This is a genomic window from Bdellovibrio sp. HCB209, from assembly GCF_047306065.1.
In the GTDB taxonomy this organism is placed as follows: Bacteria; Bdellovibrionota; Bdellovibrionia; order Bdellovibrionales; family Bdellovibrionaceae; genus Bdellovibrio.
This window is the reverse complement of the sequence record NZ_CP178618.1, coordinates 174,106-192,687: the sequence shown is the minus strand read 5'-3', so window position 1 is coordinate 192,687 and position 18,582 is coordinate 174,106. Positions and strand designations below refer to the sequence as shown.

Annotated in this window: 18 protein-coding genes; 4 read left to right on the top strand and 14 right to left on the bottom strand. The window is 44.0% G+C overall.

The window, feature by feature from the left end:
* Positions 1 to 14 precede the first annotated feature (14 nt).
* Entirely contained in the window at positions 15 to 635 is a 621-nt protein-coding gene (locus ACLVWP_RS00980; RefSeq protein WP_413559409.1) for a hypothetical protein, read from the top strand.
* Positions 636 to 691: 56 nt separating this feature from the next.
* On the opposite strand, the gene ACLVWP_RS00975 is transcribed toward ACLVWP_RS00980, so the two are convergent.
* Both ACLVWP_RS00975 and ACLVWP_RS00970 read right to left on the bottom strand, forming a co-directional pair.
* Complete coding sequence (locus tag ACLVWP_RS00975) at positions 692 to 2,569, bottom strand: tetratricopeptide repeat protein (protein WP_413559407.1); 1,878 nt, start codon at positions 2,567 to 2,569, stop codon at positions 692 to 694.
* 93 nt (positions 2,570 to 2,662) lie between these two features.
* A complete protein-coding gene (locus ACLVWP_RS00970) occupies positions 2,663 to 3,160 on the bottom strand; it encodes a hypothetical protein (protein WP_413559406.1) in 498 nt (165 codons plus the stop codon).
* 290 nt (positions 3,161 to 3,450) lie between these two features.
* Here ACLVWP_RS00970 and ACLVWP_RS00965 point away from each other — a divergent pair, with 290 nt between their 5' ends.
* Entirely contained in the window at positions 3,451 to 3,996 is a 546-nt protein-coding gene (locus ACLVWP_RS00965) for a polyhydroxyalkanoate synthesis regulator DNA-binding domain-containing protein (RefSeq protein WP_088617236.1), read from the top strand.
* A gap of 64 nt (positions 3,997 to 4,060) precedes the next feature.
* Here ACLVWP_RS00965 and ACLVWP_RS00960 read toward each other — a convergent pair whose 3' ends face one another.
* Positions 4,061 to 5,293 (bottom strand): COG3014 family protein, encoded by a 1,233-nt coding sequence (locus tag ACLVWP_RS00960; protein WP_413559404.1) that lies wholly within the window; start codon positions 5,291 to 5,293, stop codon positions 4,061 to 4,063.
* 11 nt (positions 5,294 to 5,304) lie between these two features.
* On the bottom strand, positions 5,305 to 5,904 hold the full coding sequence (gene lpoB, locus ACLVWP_RS00955) for a penicillin-binding protein activator LpoB (RefSeq protein ID WP_413559402.1): 600 nt from the start codon (positions 5,902 to 5,904) through the stop codon (positions 5,305 to 5,307).
* Positions 5,905 to 6,053: 149 nt separating this feature from the next.
* Here lpoB and ACLVWP_RS00950 point away from each other — a divergent pair, with 149 nt between their 5' ends.
* Complete coding sequence (locus ACLVWP_RS00950) at positions 6,054 to 6,449, top strand: JAB domain-containing protein (RefSeq protein WP_413559400.1); 396 nt, start codon at positions 6,054 to 6,056, stop codon at positions 6,447 to 6,449.
* 9 nt (positions 6,450 to 6,458) lie between these two features.
* Here ACLVWP_RS00950 and ACLVWP_RS00945 read toward each other — a convergent pair whose 3' ends face one another.
* Positions 6,459 to 6,989, bottom strand: coding sequence for a hypothetical protein (locus tag ACLVWP_RS00945; RefSeq protein WP_413559398.1), 531 nt, complete (start codon positions 6,987 to 6,989; stop codon positions 6,459 to 6,461).
* Between the two features lie 343 nt (positions 6,990 to 7,332).
* Between ACLVWP_RS00945 and ACLVWP_RS00940 the strand changes: the two genes are divergently transcribed.
* On the top strand, positions 7,333 to 7,854 hold the full coding sequence (locus ACLVWP_RS00940) for a hypothetical protein (protein ID WP_413559397.1): 522 nt from the start codon (positions 7,333 to 7,335) through the stop codon (positions 7,852 to 7,854).
* A gap of 51 nt (positions 7,855 to 7,905) precedes the next feature.
* Here the strand turns inward: ACLVWP_RS00940 and ACLVWP_RS00935 are convergent, their stop codons facing one another.
* The 9 genes from ACLVWP_RS00935 to ACLVWP_RS00895 form a co-directional block, all read right to left on the bottom strand.
* On the bottom strand, positions 7,906 to 8,841 hold the full coding sequence (locus tag ACLVWP_RS00935) for a hypothetical protein (protein WP_413559395.1): 936 nt from the start codon (positions 8,839 to 8,841) through the stop codon (positions 7,906 to 7,908).
* Entirely contained in the window at positions 8,838 to 11,252 is a 2,415-nt protein-coding gene (locus tag ACLVWP_RS00930) for a hypothetical protein (protein WP_413559393.1), read from the bottom strand. Before ACLVWP_RS00930 ends, ACLVWP_RS00935 begins: the two co-directional genes overlap by 4 nt.
* Positions 11,249 to 11,968, bottom strand: a complete 720-nt coding sequence (locus ACLVWP_RS00925; protein ID WP_413559392.1) for a molecular chaperone — start codon at positions 11,966 to 11,968, stop codon at positions 11,249 to 11,251. Before ACLVWP_RS00925 ends, ACLVWP_RS00930 begins: the two co-directional genes overlap by 4 nt.
* 24 nt (positions 11,969 to 11,992) lie before the next feature.
* The gene (locus tag ACLVWP_RS00920; RefSeq protein ID WP_413559391.1) at positions 11,993 to 12,229 is read right to left on the bottom strand and encodes a hypothetical protein; all 237 of its coding nucleotides are present in this window, start codon (positions 12,227 to 12,229) and stop codon (positions 11,993 to 11,995) included.
* A 32-nt stretch (positions 12,230 to 12,261) separates the two neighbouring features.
* Entirely contained in the window at positions 12,262 to 14,133 is a 1,872-nt protein-coding gene (locus ACLVWP_RS00915; protein WP_413559389.1) for an ATP-binding protein, read from the bottom strand.
* 101 nt (positions 14,134 to 14,234) lie between these two features.
* Positions 14,235 to 15,191, bottom strand: coding sequence for a zf-HC2 domain-containing protein (locus ACLVWP_RS00910; protein WP_413559387.1), 957 nt, complete (start codon positions 15,189 to 15,191; stop codon positions 14,235 to 14,237).
* Positions 15,192 to 15,225: 34 nt separating this feature from the next.
* The gene (locus ACLVWP_RS00905; RefSeq protein ID WP_413559385.1) at positions 15,226 to 15,696 is read right to left on the bottom strand and encodes a hypothetical protein; all 471 of its coding nucleotides are present in this window, start codon (positions 15,694 to 15,696) and stop codon (positions 15,226 to 15,228) included.
* Positions 15,697 to 15,731: 35 nt separating this feature from the next.
* Positions 15,732 to 16,775, bottom strand: a complete 1,044-nt coding sequence (locus ACLVWP_RS00900) for a rod shape-determining protein (protein WP_413559383.1) — start codon at positions 16,773 to 16,775, stop codon at positions 15,732 to 15,734.
* A 166-nt stretch (positions 16,776 to 16,941) separates the two neighbouring features.
* Positions 16,942 to 18,573 carry a glycerol-3-phosphate dehydrogenase/oxidase gene (locus ACLVWP_RS00895; RefSeq protein WP_413559382.1) on the bottom strand — a complete coding sequence of 544 codons (1,632 nt, stop codon included), beginning with the start codon at positions 18,571 to 18,573 and terminating at the stop codon, positions 16,942 to 16,944.
* Positions 18,574 to 18,582: the final 9 nt, after the last annotated feature.

Genomic DNA, 18,582 nt, shown 5'->3' with positions numbered 1-18,582 from the left:
CTTAGCATAGGGAAATGCATTCAGTTAAACAAGCATTCATCATGCTCCGACAAATTTGGAAAGACAGCCTGCTCTTAGGGGTCCTAGCCACTTCATTTACTTTCTTTTCTCAAATTGTTCCCACTATCGGAGCGCTCTTGATTGCTGTGGGTCTTTTGATTTTTCAAGAACTTGCGAATCTGCGTCTGCAAAAAGGTCGTTGGGACCGTGACTTCACTCATTTACAAAAAGAATGGGTTGCCTGGTTGGTGACCGCGGTAATTTTGATGCCGACAGGAATTCTGATGGGTTCCGCATTCGCGGTTATCCACAGCCCGCAACCTATGTGGCAATCCGTTCCGGCTGGCTTTGGATTGATGGTTTTGGGAGTTCTTTTCTATTTCATCCTAAGTCATGGACTGAATCTGCAACTTGAAACTCATCAAAGCATCGCAAAGTCCTTGGACAAAGCCGCCTTAGCCGCGATGAAGAATCTTGGCTCTTATATTCCTGCGACGATCGTTATCAGCATTGCGCTTGTCATCGCGACATTTATGCGTGGGTTTGGTTTGATTCTGGTGCTGCCATTTATGTTCTACACTTGCTTCTATCTATATATAGAGATGAAGAACAAAAAGGCTTTCGATAAGAAATAAAAAAAGCCCACCAAGAAGTGGGCTTTAAGCGAGTTTCCAAGGCTCCGACCAAGGAGTTATTTTTCCGAGCGATCTGCCGCAACAGGAACTGTTTCAACAGAAGCTGGAAGTCTTGGAGAACCCATTTCTTGTTTTTCAATTGCCGTGATCTTATTTCGAATCTCTTGAACTTTACGTTTGTCAGTCTCAAGATCCGCAGCTTTACGATACATTTTCTTAGCTTTATCAACCATTGATTGTCTGTAGTAAGCATCACCCAAGTGTTCAGCGATAACACTCACTGTACCTTGATACTTGTGAGCCGCTTCCAAGAACTTGATAGATTCAGTGATCTTGTTTTGCTTGTACAAAATCCAACCCAAAGTATCCAAAACATAACCGTCTTGTGGCTCTAGCTCCATTGCACGACGAGCAAGCTTTTCCGCATCAGGTAAGTTCGTACCCATTTCAGCCCATGTGAAAGCAAGATAGTTCATACCTTGTACGTGATTTGGATCCAAATCCAATACCTTTTGCATTTCTGCGACAACAACTTCTTTATTACCCATGCGATCATTGATCGTGCCGTAATAGAATCTCAACTGAGCATTCTCTGGGAATTTCTCAAGGCCTTGCTCCAAAACTTTTGCAGCACCTTTGAAATCATTCTTTTCATCCAAAAGTGACGCATACATTGCATACACTTGTGGTTGATCAGCTCTTTCTTTCAAACCTTTTGAAACCAGTTCGATTGCTTCATCAACACGGCCCAAACCTTTTAGTAAGTAAGCAGCGTGAACTGTAGATTCACCGTAGTAAGTGCTTGTCGTTGGGATCTTTTTGAATTCACGGATCGCTTTTTCAGCTTGGCGTGTTTCTTCGTAAACTGCTGCCAAGTAAAAACGGATCTTGTCTGATTCTGGAGCTTCCTTCAGGATTTGCTCTAGTTTATCAACCGCAACGTCATAACGTTTTTGTTCAATCAAGATCAACGCCATCTTCATTTTGATATTCAATGGCTCATCAGAATTTGCTTCAAGCACTTCCAATTGATCGTATGCTAGGTCGTATTTACCTTGCTCGATATATGTTTGCGCCAACACATCCGCGATTTTAGGATTCGGAGTATTTTCTTTTTGATAAGCACGGTACATAGACAATGCTTTTTCATCTTGTTTTTGTTTCGAGTACAATGCACCCAAAGTCAAAACACCTTCAGCAAAATCTGGTTTCAATTTCAAAGATTGTTTGAAAGAAGCCTCTGCTGCTTTTTGGTATTTCTCTTCAGGCTGCTCCATGCGCACACGACCGATGTAGTAGTGAGCTAGATATGGAGTGTTGTATTCAGGATTTTTCAACAACGATTCAAAGTACTTTACCGCTTTGTCTGATTGCTTTTGCTCAGAATACAAAGCACCAATGTACAACGGAGCCTCTGTGTTCGTTGGAGAGATCTTCATCACAGCTTGGTACTGATCCATCGCTTTTGGATAAAGCTTCATAGATGAATACAAACCGCCCAACAACAAGTGACCATCGATGTTTTTTGGATCTTTTTTAACGGCTTCTTCAGCTTGCGCCAAAGACTCTGACAACATACCCAATTTTAGATATTCCGCCGCCAAACGCATATTCACCGTTGGCGAATTCGCATCATAAACCAATGTCAACTTGAAGGACTCGATTGCTTTATTCGGATTGCCCTCTAGAGCATACGCCTCACCCATCGCGAAGTAGTAATCCGCTTGAGTGCGCATATAAAGAGGATCCAAAGTTGCTTGGCCATCTTTCGAAGTAATAGCAGGAGGAGTCAAAGATGCAGGTGCACGATTGTGATCGTTGAAAGAAGCCTCGTAGTACGTGGCCTTTTCAGAATCATGTGAGGTGAATGTCGCGCACGCAGTGAGGGAGATTAGTAGCGGTGCGATAATTCCGGCTCTAGTGTAGAGAAGCATGAGATCTCCTTGGTCACTAGGCTGTTCGGTGAGATGTGTAAAAACCTTGACGAGGCCTCGCAATAACTTGACCCAAGGACAGGACCAGGAGTTCTAATTTTGAGACATACTCAAGACCACACCGATATCGTCGCCCCCAAAACTGGGCTGACCGGAAATTTTCTTGTCTTCGTTATCTAAGTCTTTGCTCTCGACTTTGGCGTTGGGTCCAGATGACCAAACCAAAATACGGATGTTCGAACTGCGTTCAGCGTTTGGTAGTACGCGGTAACGATACGGCTGGCCCCAAGGGTCCGTGCCCATCGTTCCGGTCGCACGCAGGTTGTCTAAATCGGTTGCCGCAGGGCTTATTGAGGCTGGTAAACGGCCTCCAGAGGCCTGTTTCGGCGCCGCAGAAACCTTTGTCGCTTCGCGGTAAATCTGTACAACTTGGTAACCAACGACCTCTGCTTTCTGCAGAGCGGCTTTCGTGTCGGCGTCTTGGGCGGACTGGTTCCAGGGGGCTGCGATGATGGTAGCGGAGAAGCCAAGAAGGCCCAGCAAAGTCAAAACCCCTGATGACTTAAACTCTTGATTTTTCTCATGTTTCATTAATCTACCACCCACAACGTATTCGACCCTAAATACGTTTCGGAGGCTTAGAACTAAAACTTTAGACAAAGGTCTAAGATTTATTTGAAAAAAACAAACAGGGGTTTGGACGCTTTAGATTTCTCAAATCGATTGAAATTAACGCCTAGAGTCTTTTCTTTTGATTTGAGGACCGCTTGACAAGGCATGGCACCGGGGATAGGTTGCGCCCATCGACAGGGGGACGTGCTGAATACTTTAGCACATATCTCATTGGATATTTTGGGTAAATTTCAAATTGGGAGGCACTTTTGATCAACCAAAACGAAACAATGACATCTAAGCCAAACTCTAAAGTTAAGATCATCAAGCGTTATCAGAACCGCAAACTTTATGACACACAACAAAGCTGCTACGTGACTTTGGACGACATCGCTAAAATGATTCGTACAAACGAAGAAGTAATGGTTATCGATAATAAATCAAAAAACGATATCACTGCTGCGACTTTGACTCAGATCATCTTTGAAGCTGAAAAGAAAGCATCTCAATACGCTCCTCTTTTCACACTTCGTGAAATCATCCAAAACGGCAACGGCAGCATTTCTGGCTACCTTGCGAAACTTGGTGCATTCCCACAAGATTACATGACTAAACAACAAGTAAACACAGTTGTTGAAAATGCATCTGCGGAAATGAAACAAAACTTGGAAAACCGTGTTGCTACTGCTGCAACTCGCTACAACACAGACACTACTGCTAAAGTAGCTGCTGAAAAAGCAACTGTTCTTCCAGGTCTTCAACAAGACGAAGAAACTCCGAATCTTCCGGGTTCTTCACTTGGTTTGAACAACTAATTCTGTTTCGACAGATTAGTATGAAGAGGCTCAGCTTAGGCTGGGCCTTTTTTTTGCCTTTTTTCTATTTTAATGAGCGCCAAACTACGAATTTTTTCTGGCCCGGCTTGATTGTGACCTTCTGATTGTACAGAGCCTCACCAGTTGGTGTGCCCGCAAGACTTAAACCTTCTAGATTAAATTTATACTCGCCCGGTTTCATAGGAATTCGGATCAATTGAATTGTCTGTGGCAATGTTGACCACTGACGAAGATCCGCACGATCCGCTAAATTCATCGCTAAGAAAGTTAAATCCCCCAGCAATTGATTCTTTTGACGAACTTGATCGGCCAAAACTGCTTTAGAAGCAAAGCCCGCCAAGCGTTTCGCGACTAGAATTCCGTAGTCTTCCTTCAAAGTTTTGATCGCGGCCTCTTGAACATCATAAATCGGATGACTCACAACTGTCTCCCCGCCATCTACGGTGACTCTTGCGATCTTTGTTTCGCTGGGAGTGGGATAAAGTGCCGGCAAACGATATTCATTTTGTGCTGTATACTTTCTTGGTCCCCAACCTTGTTGATAGATAATCACAAGTTCGCCCAAGGATTTATTGTACCAATCTGGATTTTCTTTCACTTCAGGGAATTTCTTTCTCCAGTCTTTGTAGGTATCAGGTCTACGAGCCAATTTAGCCGAGCGAATAAGGTCTTCGCCAATATGTGGAATTGTTGGATCTAACTTATACGCCTCTTGATAGGCGATGTAGGCATCGTCGTAGTCACGATTTGCTTCCCAAATCACAGCAGAAAGATACTTACTGAAGGGATTTAGTTCAAATTTCTGTTTTTCTTCCTGACGATACTTTTGATATTTCTCGTTGATACGACGAGCTTCAACCAATGCATCATCCAGCTGCCCCAGTTCCAAAAAATTCATCGCCAAATAGGCATTGATGAAAATCTTTTCGAAAGTATCACCTTTATACTGAACCATCTCTTCATTCAGAGCCAAAGATCCCGCCACTCGAGAGATCGATTGGTAGTCCACTTGCTCTGCCAATTTATCAGCGCGCAAAAGAGTGACGTTACTTTCTTTAACTTTTCCGGAAATTTGTTGGGCTACGCCATAGTCTAAAAGATAAACAAGCTGGTCGCCGTCTTCTTTATTCGCGAGAGGTTCTAATTCTTTAAGTGCGGTTTCATAGTCGTGAGCGACTAAAGACGCACGGGCTTTTCCGACCTTGTTTTGGTAGGTCGCGCATCCCGTGGTTAAAAGAAGAAAAAAAAGACCCACGTAGGGCGTGAGTCTTTTCATAGTCATAAACATTATAGACCGATTGATTTTTTCTTAAATACTTTACGAATTTGTTTTTGGTCTGACCAAGTGATCATGCTTGTTTTCAAGTTCGTCAAATTCAATGTCAGCTTGTAGTACACGGATTTGTCTTTACCAACTTCTTGCACGATAGAATCCAAACGACCATTGATGATGAAGTCTGCACCAACTTGACCGCCTGGGCCTTTTTTAGTTTCAGCGCTCGTCATGCCAGAATTTTGGTAGTTGTATTCATCAGCGATATCGCCGCGAGCTTCTTTATCGATGAACGCTACTTTACCAGATTTCATCAACTCAACACGGATCATATCCATGATGCTTTGAGTGTCGATGTGTTCGCTTGTTTTGTTTTGCAAACCAGTCACGATGACCACTGGCATTTTTTTAGCTTGAGAAATTGCCGGAGATTGCAAGGAGCTTGCTACAAGATCGTGAACAGCTTTTTGCATATCTGTTTCAGACCATTGATCGTTCAACAGATTTTCTCTGTTTACATCGTCATAATCACCTTTAGTGAATGCCTTGGGACCACAGCTCGTAAGAGCCAACAATGAAACAGCCGCTGCACCTAGTAGCAAATTCTTGATCATAAATACCCCTTGTTCTCGGTAAGTCTATGCCTAGGATTTGTCAGGTGCAAGTCGTGCCCGTACGCTTCCAGACGGCCGTCCACTTTTCGGTCCTGACCTGACAAACCTTTCCATACAGAGGTCTTTATAAATTGCATTGGGCACGGCGCATGACAGAGATCACATCCAGCTCCCAAGCCTTTGAATGCCTAAAAGAAATCCTAAACCCCTATGCGGAAGAACTCTGGGTCATTGCATTAAACCCGCAACTCAAAGTTATCGCTAAGGAGATGATCTTTCGTGGCACTGCGGATCACTGCCCTAGCCATCCTCGAGATATCTTTCGTTTCCTTATTCTAAATAACGCCAGCTTTTTTATGATGGCGCACAATCACCCCAGTGCGAGTGTGCAACCTTCTGATCAGGATTTAGTGACCACACGTAAAATGCAAAACTGCGGTAAGCTTTTTCAAATACCTCTATTGGATCACATCATTTTTAGCGAGAAAGATTATTACAGCATGGCTGATAATGGATTTTTTAAATCTCTTAGAAGAGTGCGATAGGGAGAGCAGCTATTGAACTGCGCCACCGCTGGATTGTGTTGGATTAAAGATATCCATGCTTCCAGGAGTTCTTTGAATTGGCATAACTTGTTTCACACGATATTCGTCATCAAGAATAACTCGGTAACCACCGCGAGCTGCGTTTTCAACAAACTGACGTGCGTACTCTGCTTTGTAAGCTTCAGAATACGCGGCTTCTTGTTCAGCATTGAAAAGTTCTTTTTGAATCACGTCATGAGGATTTGAAGGAACGCCTTCTTGACGAACACCACGACCCAGAATGTTCGCGACCTCTGCCGCTTTTGAATCGTTTGCTAAATCCAAACCTGAATCTGTCGGATTGTATGTGGCTTGAGCTTTTGTAGAGTTGAAGTCTGCGCCTGAATTTTCGATTTCCATACGACGCTTTTCGAATTCCATTTTTTCATTCGTCAGCATCAGATGTTTATTCACGGCTTGCTCGAACTTGGCTGTTTTCTTTTCGCCTGGAGCACCTGTTGTTTTAGCGCCCTCGTTTCCCAACGACATAATAACAAGCACCGCCGCTCCTATTAATAGAAGCAGACCCAGTAACTTCGTATTATCGTTTTGAGACTTATCTGAGGCCATCATTAGTAATATCGGCTAATTGAGACATCTCTTGAAGAAAGATGAGCCTATTCGCTTCTTAACCAGGATCTGAAACCCTCTCAGCTTATACGGGACTTAAATACCTGATAATGTCAGCAATTTTACGTCCTTTTGACTAACTTTTAACCACTCCTTCACACTGGCCTGTCATATAGCAGCTAAGGAACCTTATTCTGGGTCGGCACGATTGGTGAACTAGTGTTCTGTGACATTACACCAAAAACCCAAGCTTCTCTTGAAAGGAAGTCTTCTAATGAAAACGATCGCAAAAATCACTGCTCTTATGGCCTCTGTTGTTGTTGCTGCTCCTGCATTCGCTGCTACTCAAGCAACACTTAAGCTTACGGGCTCTGTACCAGCATCTACTTATATCACTATCGCTTCAACGAACGTTGAAACGGGTGCAGTTGAGCAATCATACACAATTGATTCTGCGAAATTGACGACAAGTGGTTCTAATAATGTAGATAACATTGCTTACGTTTTCGAAACTTCCAACCGTAAATCAGGTTACACAGTAACGGCTTCTTCTGCTCACAACGGCAAGCTGACTCTTGATGATTCTTCTGCATCTGATGCCGCTGCAATCAGCTATGCATTGATGTATAACGGCCAAGAGAAATCTTTGTCTTCTTCTCAAACAGTAACTGATATCAGTTCTCTAACTGGCAAAACAACAAACACGAAATCTGTTGGTTTGAAAATCACTGGTAACCCAAATGCTCTTGAGGGTACATACAAAGACACAGTGACTTTCACAATCACTGCTAAATAATTTAATCTTAAATTTTGCGATTTAAAGCCCTTCTGAAAAGAAGGGCTTTTTTTATTCTGCGGATTGAACCGTCAACGTAATGATGTCGTTGTAGTTTCCGGATTGATCTTGAGTGTAGCTTCCGATAGTCACAGTTGTCGGCAGAATTTTTCCACTCGATGGAGATGTTCCCAACTCTCTTTTGACCTGCACAGGATTGCTTGCAGACGAACCTAAGTTCACAGATGTTCCGCCAATCGAAATCGTATAAGGAATATAAGCCGCAGCTGTTTCGTGTTTCAGGCGTCCATTATTTTGAGAAGAAGCATATAGAATATATCCCGCATTGTATTTAACAATAACGTCACAACTGCGAGTTGTCCCTGTTGCGAGTGTTCCGAAATCCATGGTCTCAGTGACGTCAGCGATATTAAAAGATCCACCGGATGGCACCACAGAAATATCTGCTCGCTTCGGAGCATTCATATAAAATGCGACTACAACAGAGCGAACGAACTCATACCTAGACAATGTCCCCTTATAAAGAGTCGCTGTGATCCACTCTGAATATGTTCCTTGTTGTCTCCACGGCGCTGACAAATCCACTGTCACCCAGTATGGCAAAGACACTTGAGCGTCGTTTCCGCCCTTATCTGGCAAAGAACCACTAAGAACATCATTATAGTCATTAACTTGTGGGAAGTTCTTTAAGACCTGAGTGTTGCCGGAATCTTTGTACATCTGAAAAGGCCATGCGGATAACCAGTACTTTAACGATCGCGAAGCATAGTTTGCTGACAGACCATAATCAAAAGTCACAAAAAAACTGCAACCCTTAACTCGTGTATCCGCCTTAATAATCATGTTCGACGTGATATTTGGATTCGTCGTTAAATCAAATGCCGTCTGCTGAGCTTGCAGCTGAATATTTCTACAATCATCGTTATCGGCGAAAGCGGCGCCAGATACCAACGTCGTCGCAAGGAATGCTAGAGCAAGTTTTATCATCGCTCCTCCTTCGTGACTTTCATGTCACCCACGTTCACTAAATTATTTGGATCGTCAGGAACTGTCAGAGAGATTCCTGATAACTCAGGACGATCTGTCACGATTCGATAGTTTCCTGGAGAAAGGCCTTCGATAACGAATTGACCATCTCTGTTTGTAAAGAACGTATTATCCACAAGCTGACCTTGATCGTTGATCACGTCGGCAGCCACCAAGCTCAACGGTTTGCCATCGGCAAGTACCAAGCGGCCTTTAACCATGACTTTGCGATCAAATGCAGCTTCGATCAAAATACCACTACGGTAAGTTGGCATCACACCGTAGTACTCTTTATCCAGCAAATACCCTGTGGGTAAAGTTGTGGAATTCAAGTTAACCATATAGCGGTAATATGATGTGCGATCTTTTAAGACGGTTGAACTGCGTGGGCCCAGCTGCGCCTCACCCTTCACACCCATCGGGTTGATGATAAGCTCGCTGTTTTTCGGGAAGTTATCAGAAGCAATCAACACGAAGCTATCCGTGATGGGCTGAGTGAATGCTCCCCTTGTTCCCACCCAGGCAAACCCTGTTGAGATCCCCAAGGTCGTTGTATTCAAATCCTGTCCATCCGTAGATGTTGAGAATTGATCCAAACGATAGCTTGCCGGTTGAGTTAGGTATTCAACAAATAACGTACCGTTAGTAGTTTCGCTGACTCTTTGTAAAGACGCTGAAGCTCTGAAGTCATCATACTGATAGTAGTTGTTACGATTTACAGTCGCTGTCGTGCTTTTTGTTAATGTTTCGTGATAAGCGCTCACGCTGTAACGGCCTGCGGGTTCAGACCAGAAATACGAGATCAAACCACGATCCTCTGTTTTATCAGAAACCTCACGGACCACAGAGAATTCAATTCGGTTAGAAACATTGATCGGATAGCTAAAGTTTGTGCGATAGAATCTTCGGTCTGAGGATCCCGCAGGAACAGCTTCATAGCTTCCCCCCACACCGAACACAGCGCCCATTCCAAATGTTGTGGAGAGTTGTAAATCATATCGGCGAAGCAAGTTAATTTGCAGACTATCGATCGCAGTTGGTTGCTGAAAATTTGGATCTCTGACTTGGATTTCTGCCGCTGCTACAAACGGAACATTATAGCCATACATACGATCCAAACTTCGATACGTCAGACGATTACCCCAACCACCTTCGCCATTTGCTGTTCCGTAGGCTGAATCCAAAGACGCCAAACCCCAAGGTGCAATTTGTGTTAACTCCACACCGGGCATGGATTTATCTAGATAGTTTTGAAAGTTAAGACCAAAAGTAAATCGATCTGTGACTCCCCAACGATGATACAGGGACGAAAAAACTCCATCTCGGGAATAAGTTCTGTCGCTTTCAAACTCCACCCAAGGATTTCCGAAGTTATAGGAGAATTCTTGAGTGCCTTCATTCAAAACAGAGTTTTCAAATAGCAATGAAAAGTCATAAGTTTCCTCTTGGCCCAGATCATCGCGAACTTTGATTTTTACATCACTCAGACCAATCGCGATTGGAAAGTCGCGAACATTGAATCTGCCAGGCCCCAGACGCTGCTGACTGTTCAAAACACCATTAATATATACTTCGACTACTGACGGTCGCTTAACTTCAATCTCTGTTCGACTGATCGGACGTAGTGTTCGGTAGGGCTGAATCGAAAACTCACGGCTGAATGAAAATCCCCCCAATGACGGAGAACTTTGAAAACCTCTGGAGTATGTTGTCAAATCTCCCAAGGTATAGCGGATCATTTGCTCTTCATCGTCTTTACGAATTCTTGTATCCTGACGAGACCAAGCATACTCAGCATGTTCTTGAAATTCGGTCCCCGTTTCTAAAACAAAACCTTTGATGTTCTCGATAAGCTCCATGCGACCCACTAAAGGCAGCTTGCTATTCGCAGAAGAAACGCTGTCCCCGTACTGATAGGGCTGACTTGCATAAAGATTCAAGTAACCACTATGCCCTTCGGGTCTGTAGTATTTGTTTTCATCCACCTCAATATAGGTGACGCTCATTTCTTTGGGCTTACGATAGTTCAAGGGAATATTCAAAAGTAATTCAAGGTTCGCTTCATTCCATTCAGGCTTCAATCCGGCCGCATCCAAATTCGCAAAACTTAAAACACCTTTGGGCTGAACTAGTGATTTAACGATCTTATAGTTGCTATCTTTAAGAATTCTTTTGAGCGCATCCATCAAAGGACCCGCCTCCACCATAAATTCTTTACGGGAGTCTCGGGGGAAAACCCATACCTGCACCATCTCTCGACTATCGAGCATCACTGGTGCCATCAGATATGGCTTGGGTAAATCAGGACGAACTCCCGCAGCGGAAGCTATACCCGATACCAAGAGAAAAAGAATTAAGATCAGTGATCTCAATCAGCGGACTCCGCAAACTCTACAGATACAGTTGCTTCATTGCCTTTTAGAGATTTCGACAGTGGCACTGAAACTGTTTTTTGAGTTTTTGCCAGGATGTTCGTGCCTTCAATACCTTGAGGTTTTTTAATTTCCTCAACGACTTTGCCTTTTTCTAAGACCTTGAAGGATTTCACATAGACGATCTTATGAGCTGTTCCATCATTCGCAATCGTGACTGAGATATTCTTGGGAGAACTTACTTTGACATCTTTAACTTTGATATCAGCCGCCACATCTTTAGGTGCGACGTAGGCTGAAGCTACGTACTGAAGCATGAACGTTACATTGGCGCCGGTTTTTTTTGCAGCCTTTGCGTTTGTTTCTTTCAGCTCCACCGGCAATTGAGTCGCGACGATGCGATAAGCTTTTTCTTCTTTAGGAGTCTCACCAGTGAAGGTGATGCGCACATTTCTTTTTTCCCGCGGAAGCAAAACGACTTGCTCTGGATAGATTGTGAACTCGCTGGTTTTTTCGCGCTTTTCTTGTCCGGTGCTTTCGTCACGCGTAAACACTTCGACTTGTACCGGAATTTTTTCATTCGTCGGATTGTCTAACGTCACCACTTGCGTGGCAAGCTTACCCGATGGTGCAAAAGTAACCACCATAGGATCTAAGCGAAATGCGAATGCTGGTAAACAGAATAGAATAAGAGGAATTACTGCAAAGAACTTCATGCTCCCATGATAGTCGCAGGAAAATTACGGAGCAACGATAGTGACTACAGATGCAGGAAATCTGCTAACAGTCTGGACCTTAATGGATTGGGAGCCATTATTAACGGCAACGACCTTTTTAGTGACCGGATCGAGGCTAACAGAAACGTTAGCTCTGAGTGGCACGTGAGCAACCAATTGCAATGAAGCTCCGCTGCTTGCTTGAGCTGCTGAGCCTGTAATCACTGCCAATAAAAAGATGCTTTTAGTAAGTGCCGACATAACATAAGAATCGGCTTAACTAGACCAAAGCTTTAGGACATTAGTTGTGTATTTTTCTCTTGTACAGGCGGGAAGATCGGTAAAATCACTATAAACTCGGTCCCAACGCCCTCTTCAGAACGAACCTGGACCTCACCGCCATGATTTTGCACGATTCCATAGGAAATACTAAGACCTAATCCTGTTCCTTGGCCCACGCCTTTAGTCGTGAAGAAAGGATCGAAAATCTTATCGATGGTTTCAGCGCTCATGCCTTTACCACTGTCTTGAATTGAGATTTGCACCCAACCGGATTTATTTTTGCTGTCCTTATTAGGTTTGTAGTCTCTTAACGGTCTTGTTGAAATCCAAATGTGCCCAGCACCATCAATCGCCTGCACAGCATTTGACAAGATATTCATGAACACTTGATTGATCTGACTGGCATAGCAATGGATATGCGGTGTTGGCTCATACTGACGATGAATTTCCAAACGCCCTTTAATCTCCCCTTGCAGAAGATTCAAAGTCGTATCTAAGCTTTGATGCAAATCGATCTCTTGCAGCTTTGCTTCTTCCAGACGAGAGAAATTTCTTAAACCCAATACGATGTCACGAGTTCTGCGTGCACCGTCCTGACAAGACGTAATGAGCTTTGGCATATCTTTCACGATATAATCAAACTCATATTCTTCTTTTAGTTCAGGAAGTTTTTTTGCGTCTTTTTCCGCAGCTTCCACAAGCTTGATAAGCTTATCGCCGTAATCGCGCAAGTAAGTCATGTTTGAGTAAATAAATCCAATCGGATTATTCAACTCATGCGCCACACCCGCAACCAACTGACCTAAGCTCACCATTTTCGCCGAGTGAACAAGTTTAGTTTGCGTGTCTTTAAGTTCTCTATTTGCGGACTCGAGCTCAGTGATTTTTTTGCGAAGATCCGAACGGGCCGTCCAAATCTTTTTACTCATCTCATTGAAGCTCTCTGTCAGAAGCCCGATCTCTGTGTCGTTCTTAACTGGAATCGTCACAGCCTGCTCTTGAGACTCGAATGATTGTAAGGCGTCGACAAGATCATAAAGAGGCTTCAAAACCCAGCTTGATGTTACTAAGATCGTAAGAATAATCAGAACGATCACAGCACCCACGACAGTCATAAACGCGATATTCACGTTTCTTAAAACTGCTGCGGATTCACTCTTAGAGGCTCCTAGAGCCACATAGAATTTTGAAATACCCCAATCCAAAGGCTTCACTAAAAAACCATAAGGTGTGCCACGGACGTTTAAGTCAAAGAACAAATCATTGCTTGGATGGAAGTAAGTTTTAAAGAATCCTTTTTTATAGAGATAAAAATCCTGATGGCTAGCTGCCACCATGTCTCCATTATCTTTAAATAGAATCAACTCAAGCTTCAGGCGATTTTTGATTTTATTTAAGAACGCTTGGTTTAGATCAATGACCTGCTCGACATAACCAATAAGTCGTCCATTATTATTAGTTACTTGTGAAATCAGAATCAGATTTAATTTATGACCTTCCCCAGGTTCAGCCACGGCAACTTCTTGGGCATTTTTTACTTCTGCCATGTACGTCGCAGACAAGAATACCGCTTCTAGTCCCGGCATAAAGCTACGAACGGCACCTTTATTATCCTTAAAGACCGAAGCCAGCATGCGGCCTTCACGATTAAAGAATGTCAGACTGGAAGTATCGTCATTACGAAGCCAGTTGGTCGCAACATTGCGAACGGTGTTTCCGTCACCCATCGATAAGTGATAAGTCAGGCTTGGATCGCGTAGGAATCTTTCGCGGCGCTGTTGCAGAATTCCGCGGTAATCATTCAGCATGATTTCCACTTCGCGAGCATTACCAGTCAGACGCTGAGTGAGCTCATAGTCGATGGCTTTTTCATACTTCTTCATCGAGTAGTATGTAACGAAAGCCAATGGCACGACGGAAAATAAGACCGACCACACGATGAGAATCGTGCGCAGCGATCTTTTAGGTTTCCGTCTTAAGGTTTTCACTTTTTGTCTTCATCCACGGTGATGATCAGACGAATGATTCCATCAGGCATGATACGAGGATGCTTTTCCTTGTTCACCTGAACTTTGCCGTAAGTACCCAGGAACGTCGTCAAATCTTGGTATTTAGCTTGAGGCAATGTGAAGTGATAGTAAGTTGAGTTCGGTGACTTCTGCCAACCAAGTTCAACTGCACCGGCTTTTCGACCACCCAACTCTTTGATTTTTTCTGTGATCTTAGGACCCACCACTGAAAGATTCGTCACCGCGATTTCACCACGGTATAGGAATCCGCCGGAAGCTGCTGATTCAGTATCATCCTCATCCACTTCAGGTTTTGCAGCGGTCGCTGCAGCAACCTTTGCAGGTGCGCTTGGTGTTGGCGATGGAGATTGTGCTGGCGTTGGTGATGGCTTTGCCGCAACAGTTGTCGTCGTTGTCGGAGTCGCCTTCACGTCTGCTGTTGGAATTGGCGTCGGAGTTTGCAACGGCTTATCAGTTTTAGGCTCTTCATCCACAAACTGTGGCTTGTCTTCAACCTGTGCTGCTTTTTCAGCCTTAGTGACTTCAGCCAGAACAACTTCTTTAGAGTTGCCACTCATACTGATTTGCAAAGCTTTTTGCCAAGGAGCTACAGTCAACAACGTCACGATCACTGCAACAACAACCAAGGCTTCCAAACCCCACTTCAATCCTTGAGGCCAACGATCAAAGTTAGATTTTTGCATAAGAACTGTCAGATATGTTGATGGAGTATTGATTTGCTCGATGATTGGTTGAGACACGATCGTCCCCGCCAATTCTTTTGCATACACTTCACCATTTTGGATTTTATTAAGATCTAGTTGGGCATCGCGGGAGAATTTAACATGATCCTCCACCGCCGCTTTTCTTTCTTCATCGAGCATGCCCGACAAATAATCGTAAAGAAGCTCATGGCCTATAAAAGGAGACATCTCCCTTTTGCCTTTTTTAGACAGTGGTATGTTGCTATCGTCCTGCTGTGCCATGCTTCAACTTACCCACACCTTGAGTCATTGTTCCGAGCTTTCGCAAAGCTCTACCCAAACGATAGCGAATGGTTCCTTGAGTAATCCCAAGGCCTTCAGAAATATCGTTATCATTAATATTTAAAATTTTTGACCAGATCACTGTTAACAGCTCGTCTTCAGAAGCTGTTTTTTGGAATTCGCGCCAAGGCCCTAAATCAACGCCTTCAGGCACAAGCCAACCCGATTCGACCGTTGTATTCGGACGACCGCGAGTTACGCGTACTTTATATTTATCCCAAGTGACTTTTGTCGCCGCAATAAGGGCGACTGGAGTGGAAAGTTCTGGATTGCGGCTCTTTTTATCTCGACAAAGGGCTAGTGCCTGAGTGGAAGCTTCGATCGCCCTTCTGTCATCTAGTAAAGCAAAGTAGAAAAACAAGGCGATCGATTGAATGTCGGCTTCGGTCATGCACTTCCTAATATATAAGTAGAGTGACCCTTATGTTAGTCCACTGTCAGCTGTCTGAGAAGATCCAGCTGGTCTAGAACTTTACCAGAGCCCATAACTACACAACTCAAAGGGTCTTCTGCGATTGAAACTGGCAATCCTGTACGCTCTCTTAGCAAAACGTCTAGGTTCGCAAGCAATGCACCACCACCTGTGAGAACGATTCCGTTATCTACGATATCAGAAGCAAGCTCTGGCGGAGTTTTTTCAAGCGCCGTACGAACAGCATCAACAACTTCAGACAAAGGATCCATCAATGCATCGTTAACTTGTGAGCTTGTGATCTCGATAGTTTTCGGAGCACCAGCAACTAGGTCACGACCTTTGATCTCCATTGTTCTTTCTTCTTCGAACGGATAAGCGTTACCGATTTGGATTTTGATAAGCTCAGCAGTTCTTTCACCGATCAACAAGTTGAACTGACGACGAACGTAATTGATGATCGCTTCATCAAATTTATCGCCCGCAACTTTGATTGATTTACAGTAAACGATACCACCCAAAGAGATAACCGCTACCCCAGTCGTACCACCACCCATATCGACAACCATGTTGCCTGATGGTTCTGTGATTGGAAGACCAGCCCCGATAGCCGCTGCCATTGGTTCTTCGATCAAATAAACTTCGCGAGCACCAGCTGATTGAGCTGCTTCTTTAACCGCGCGTTTTTCCACCTGAGTGATTCCGTAAGGAACGCAGATGATGATACGTGGACGGATGAAAGATTTTTTCTCGCCCAAAGATTTACCGATGAAATATTTAAGCATGGATTGTGTTACTTCAAAGTCAGCGATAACACCGTCTTTGATCGGACGAATTGCTACGATAGAACCAGGAGTTCTGCCCAACATGTCCTTTGCTTCTTTACCAACAGCAAGAACGCGATTTTGCATTCCGCGGTAGTTCTTTTGAACTGCAACTACTGAAGGTTCATCAAGAATGATTCCACGACCTTTAACGTAAACGAGAGTGTTGGCTGTGCCCAAGTCGATGGCGATATCATTAGAAAAATAGTCTTGTACTTTATCAAAAAAACTCATGCTGAATCTCTCTCAAGAAAATTTCATTGTGTCATTTCGACTACAAGTCTAGGGAGATTGAAAACCAGAGTCAATACTGATATTTAGGCCCTTCAGCTAGATCTTTTGACGCGCACTGGTAATTTAACACAAGCGAAGACTCCGCAAGACGCGAAGTCTCAACGTTCTAGAAGTGTTTTTTCCATTCCAATTCGTGCGCCATATATTCCGAAAGCGCGTGCTTTTCTTCATTCACGCGCTTCTCCGTCCAGCTCAGTTTCTCTCTGAAAACTTGAATAATTTCATCCAAATGCTTCAGTCCGTGATTGCGATCTGCGAGGAACAAATGAACTCGACGAGAGAAGAAATCGCGCAAATTCAGACACATTGTCGTGTCGATTGCTTGCGCCGCTTCCAACTGCCAGTAGGAGTAACTCGAGTTGTACTTAGATAAAATAATCTCAGCTTCTCGGCCATAGCGCTGCGCCAGGGCAGCGACATCTGACTCGGCACGACCGAATTCTTTCGCCCACGCTTGCGCCAATACTTGCGCTTCGTGATAGGCACTTTCTGTCGTGTAGGAATTAAATGCGACCGCCGTATCTTTTTTAGCGAACCGCGCACGATCCTCGACTGGAAAGCTGTTCAGGGCATGTGAAACAGTTTGTTGGCACATCAAACGATATGTTGTGTACTTTCCACCAGCTACAAAGGTAATTCCGCGTGGGTCATCAATGATCGTATGTTCGCGACTGGTTTTTCCCTCTGTTGATGAACCATCATTCACCAGAGGTCTGACACCCGCATAACTTGAAATCACATCATGAGCCGTCAAATTCGCACCAGGGAAATAGTGAGCGGTGATATCCAAAAGATATTGAACGTCTTCTGGCGTGCACGTCACATTTTCCGGTGAGCCTTTGTAGTCCGTATCTGTCGTACCAATAATGATCATGTCATGGCGAGGAATACCAAACACAATACGATCACCTTTTTCCGCACCCATCACCACGGCACTTGTCAGTGGCAAACGATGTTGAGGCAAAGTTAAGTGAATGCCTTTAGTTGGGCGCAGGATGTGCTTCCAGTCTTTGAAAAGCTTATCACCCAACTGATCTGTCCAAGGACCTACTGAACTGATCACGTGACGGCCGCGGATCGTGAATTTTTCTTTAGTCAGTTGATCTTCACAATGAACGGCAGAAATTTTTTCGTCAGTGAATTCAGCACCTGTTGCGCTGACGTAGTTCGCAGCAACCATGCCCATTTCATTTGCTGAACGCAAAGTTTCATAAACCAAGCGATCATCATCCATGTATCCATCAGAATAAACGTATGATCCCAAAAGATTGGTTTCACGCAGAGCAGTCATGCGCTCCATAGATTCTTTGGCATCTAGGCGTTCGTGCATTTCAGGAGATTGGAACAGAGCTAAGATATCGTAGAGCCACATGCCCATACCCATCTTCAGCATGCCCACACGGCTTTCCTTGTACATCGGAAGCATAAAGCGCAATGGATGCACTAGGTGCGGAGCCATTTCGAAAAGTTTATTTCTTTCGTTCAAGGCTTCGTAAACTAATTTGAAATCCATGTTTTCAAGATAGCGAATACCACCGTGAACCATTTTGCTGGAGCGAGAAGAAGTCCCCGAAGCAAAGTCACGCGTTTCAACCAACGCGACCGACATACCGCGCGCGCAAGCATCACGAGCGACACCTGCTCCGTTGATACCGCCACCGATAATCACCAGGTCGAATTCCTGATTTTTCATTTTGGACAAATTCTGAATACGATTCACGAAGGAAAAATTCTTCATACCCTTATC

Excerpts from the sequence above, each read along its gene's own strand:
- ACLVWP_RS00935 (WP_413559395.1), bottom strand. The coding sequence starts at position 8,841 with ATGATAAAACTTGCTCTAGCATTCCTTGCGACGACGTTGGTATCTGGC.
- ACLVWP_RS00920 (WP_413559391.1), bottom strand. The coding sequence starts at position 12,229 with ATGTCGGCACTTACTAAAAGCATCTTTTTATTGGCAGTGATTACAGGC.
- ACLVWP_RS00925 (WP_413559392.1), bottom strand. The coding sequence starts at position 11,968 with ATGAAGTTCTTTGCAGTAATTCCTCTTATTCTATTCTGTTTACCAGCA.
- ACLVWP_RS00975 (WP_413559407.1), bottom strand. The coding sequence starts at position 2,569 with ATGCTTCTCTACACTAGAGCCGGAATTATCGCACCGCTACTAATCTCC.
- ACLVWP_RS00970 (WP_413559406.1), bottom strand. The coding sequence starts at position 3,160 with ATGAAACATGAGAAAAATCAAGAGTTTAAGTCATCAGGGGTTTTGACT.
- ACLVWP_RS00905 (WP_413559385.1), bottom strand. The coding sequence starts at position 15,696 with ATGACCGAAGCCGACATTCAATCGATCGCCTTGTTTTTCTACTTTGCT.
- lpoB (WP_413559402.1), bottom strand. The coding sequence starts at position 5,904 with ATGATCAAGAATTTGCTACTAGGTGCAGCGGCTGTTTCATTGTTGGCT.
- ACLVWP_RS00960 (WP_413559404.1), bottom strand. The coding sequence starts at position 5,293 with ATGAAAAGACTCACGCCCTACGTGGGTCTTTTTTTTCTTCTTTTAACC.
- ACLVWP_RS00950 (WP_413559400.1), top strand. The coding sequence starts at position 6,054 with ATGACAGAGATCACATCCAGCTCCCAAGCCTTTGAATGCCTAAAAGAA.
- ACLVWP_RS00895 (WP_413559382.1), bottom strand. The coding sequence starts at position 18,573 with ATGAAGAATTTTTCCTTCGTGAATCGTATTCAGAATTTGTCCAAAATG.
- ACLVWP_RS00910 (WP_413559387.1), bottom strand. The coding sequence starts at position 15,191 with ATGTCTCCTTTTATAGGCCATGAGCTTCTTTACGATTATTTGTCGGGC.
- ACLVWP_RS00900 (WP_413559383.1), bottom strand. The coding sequence starts at position 16,775 with ATGAGTTTTTTTGATAAAGTACAAGACTATTTTTCTAATGATATCGCC.
- ACLVWP_RS00980 (WP_413559409.1), top strand. The coding sequence starts at position 15 with ATGCATTCAGTTAAACAAGCATTCATCATGCTCCGACAAATTTGGAAA.
- ACLVWP_RS00940 (WP_413559397.1), top strand. The coding sequence starts at position 7,333 with ATGAAAACGATCGCAAAAATCACTGCTCTTATGGCCTCTGTTGTTGTT.
- ACLVWP_RS00915 (WP_413559389.1), bottom strand. The coding sequence starts at position 14,133 with ATGAAGAAGTATGAAAAAGCCATCGACTATGAGCTCACTCAGCGTCTG.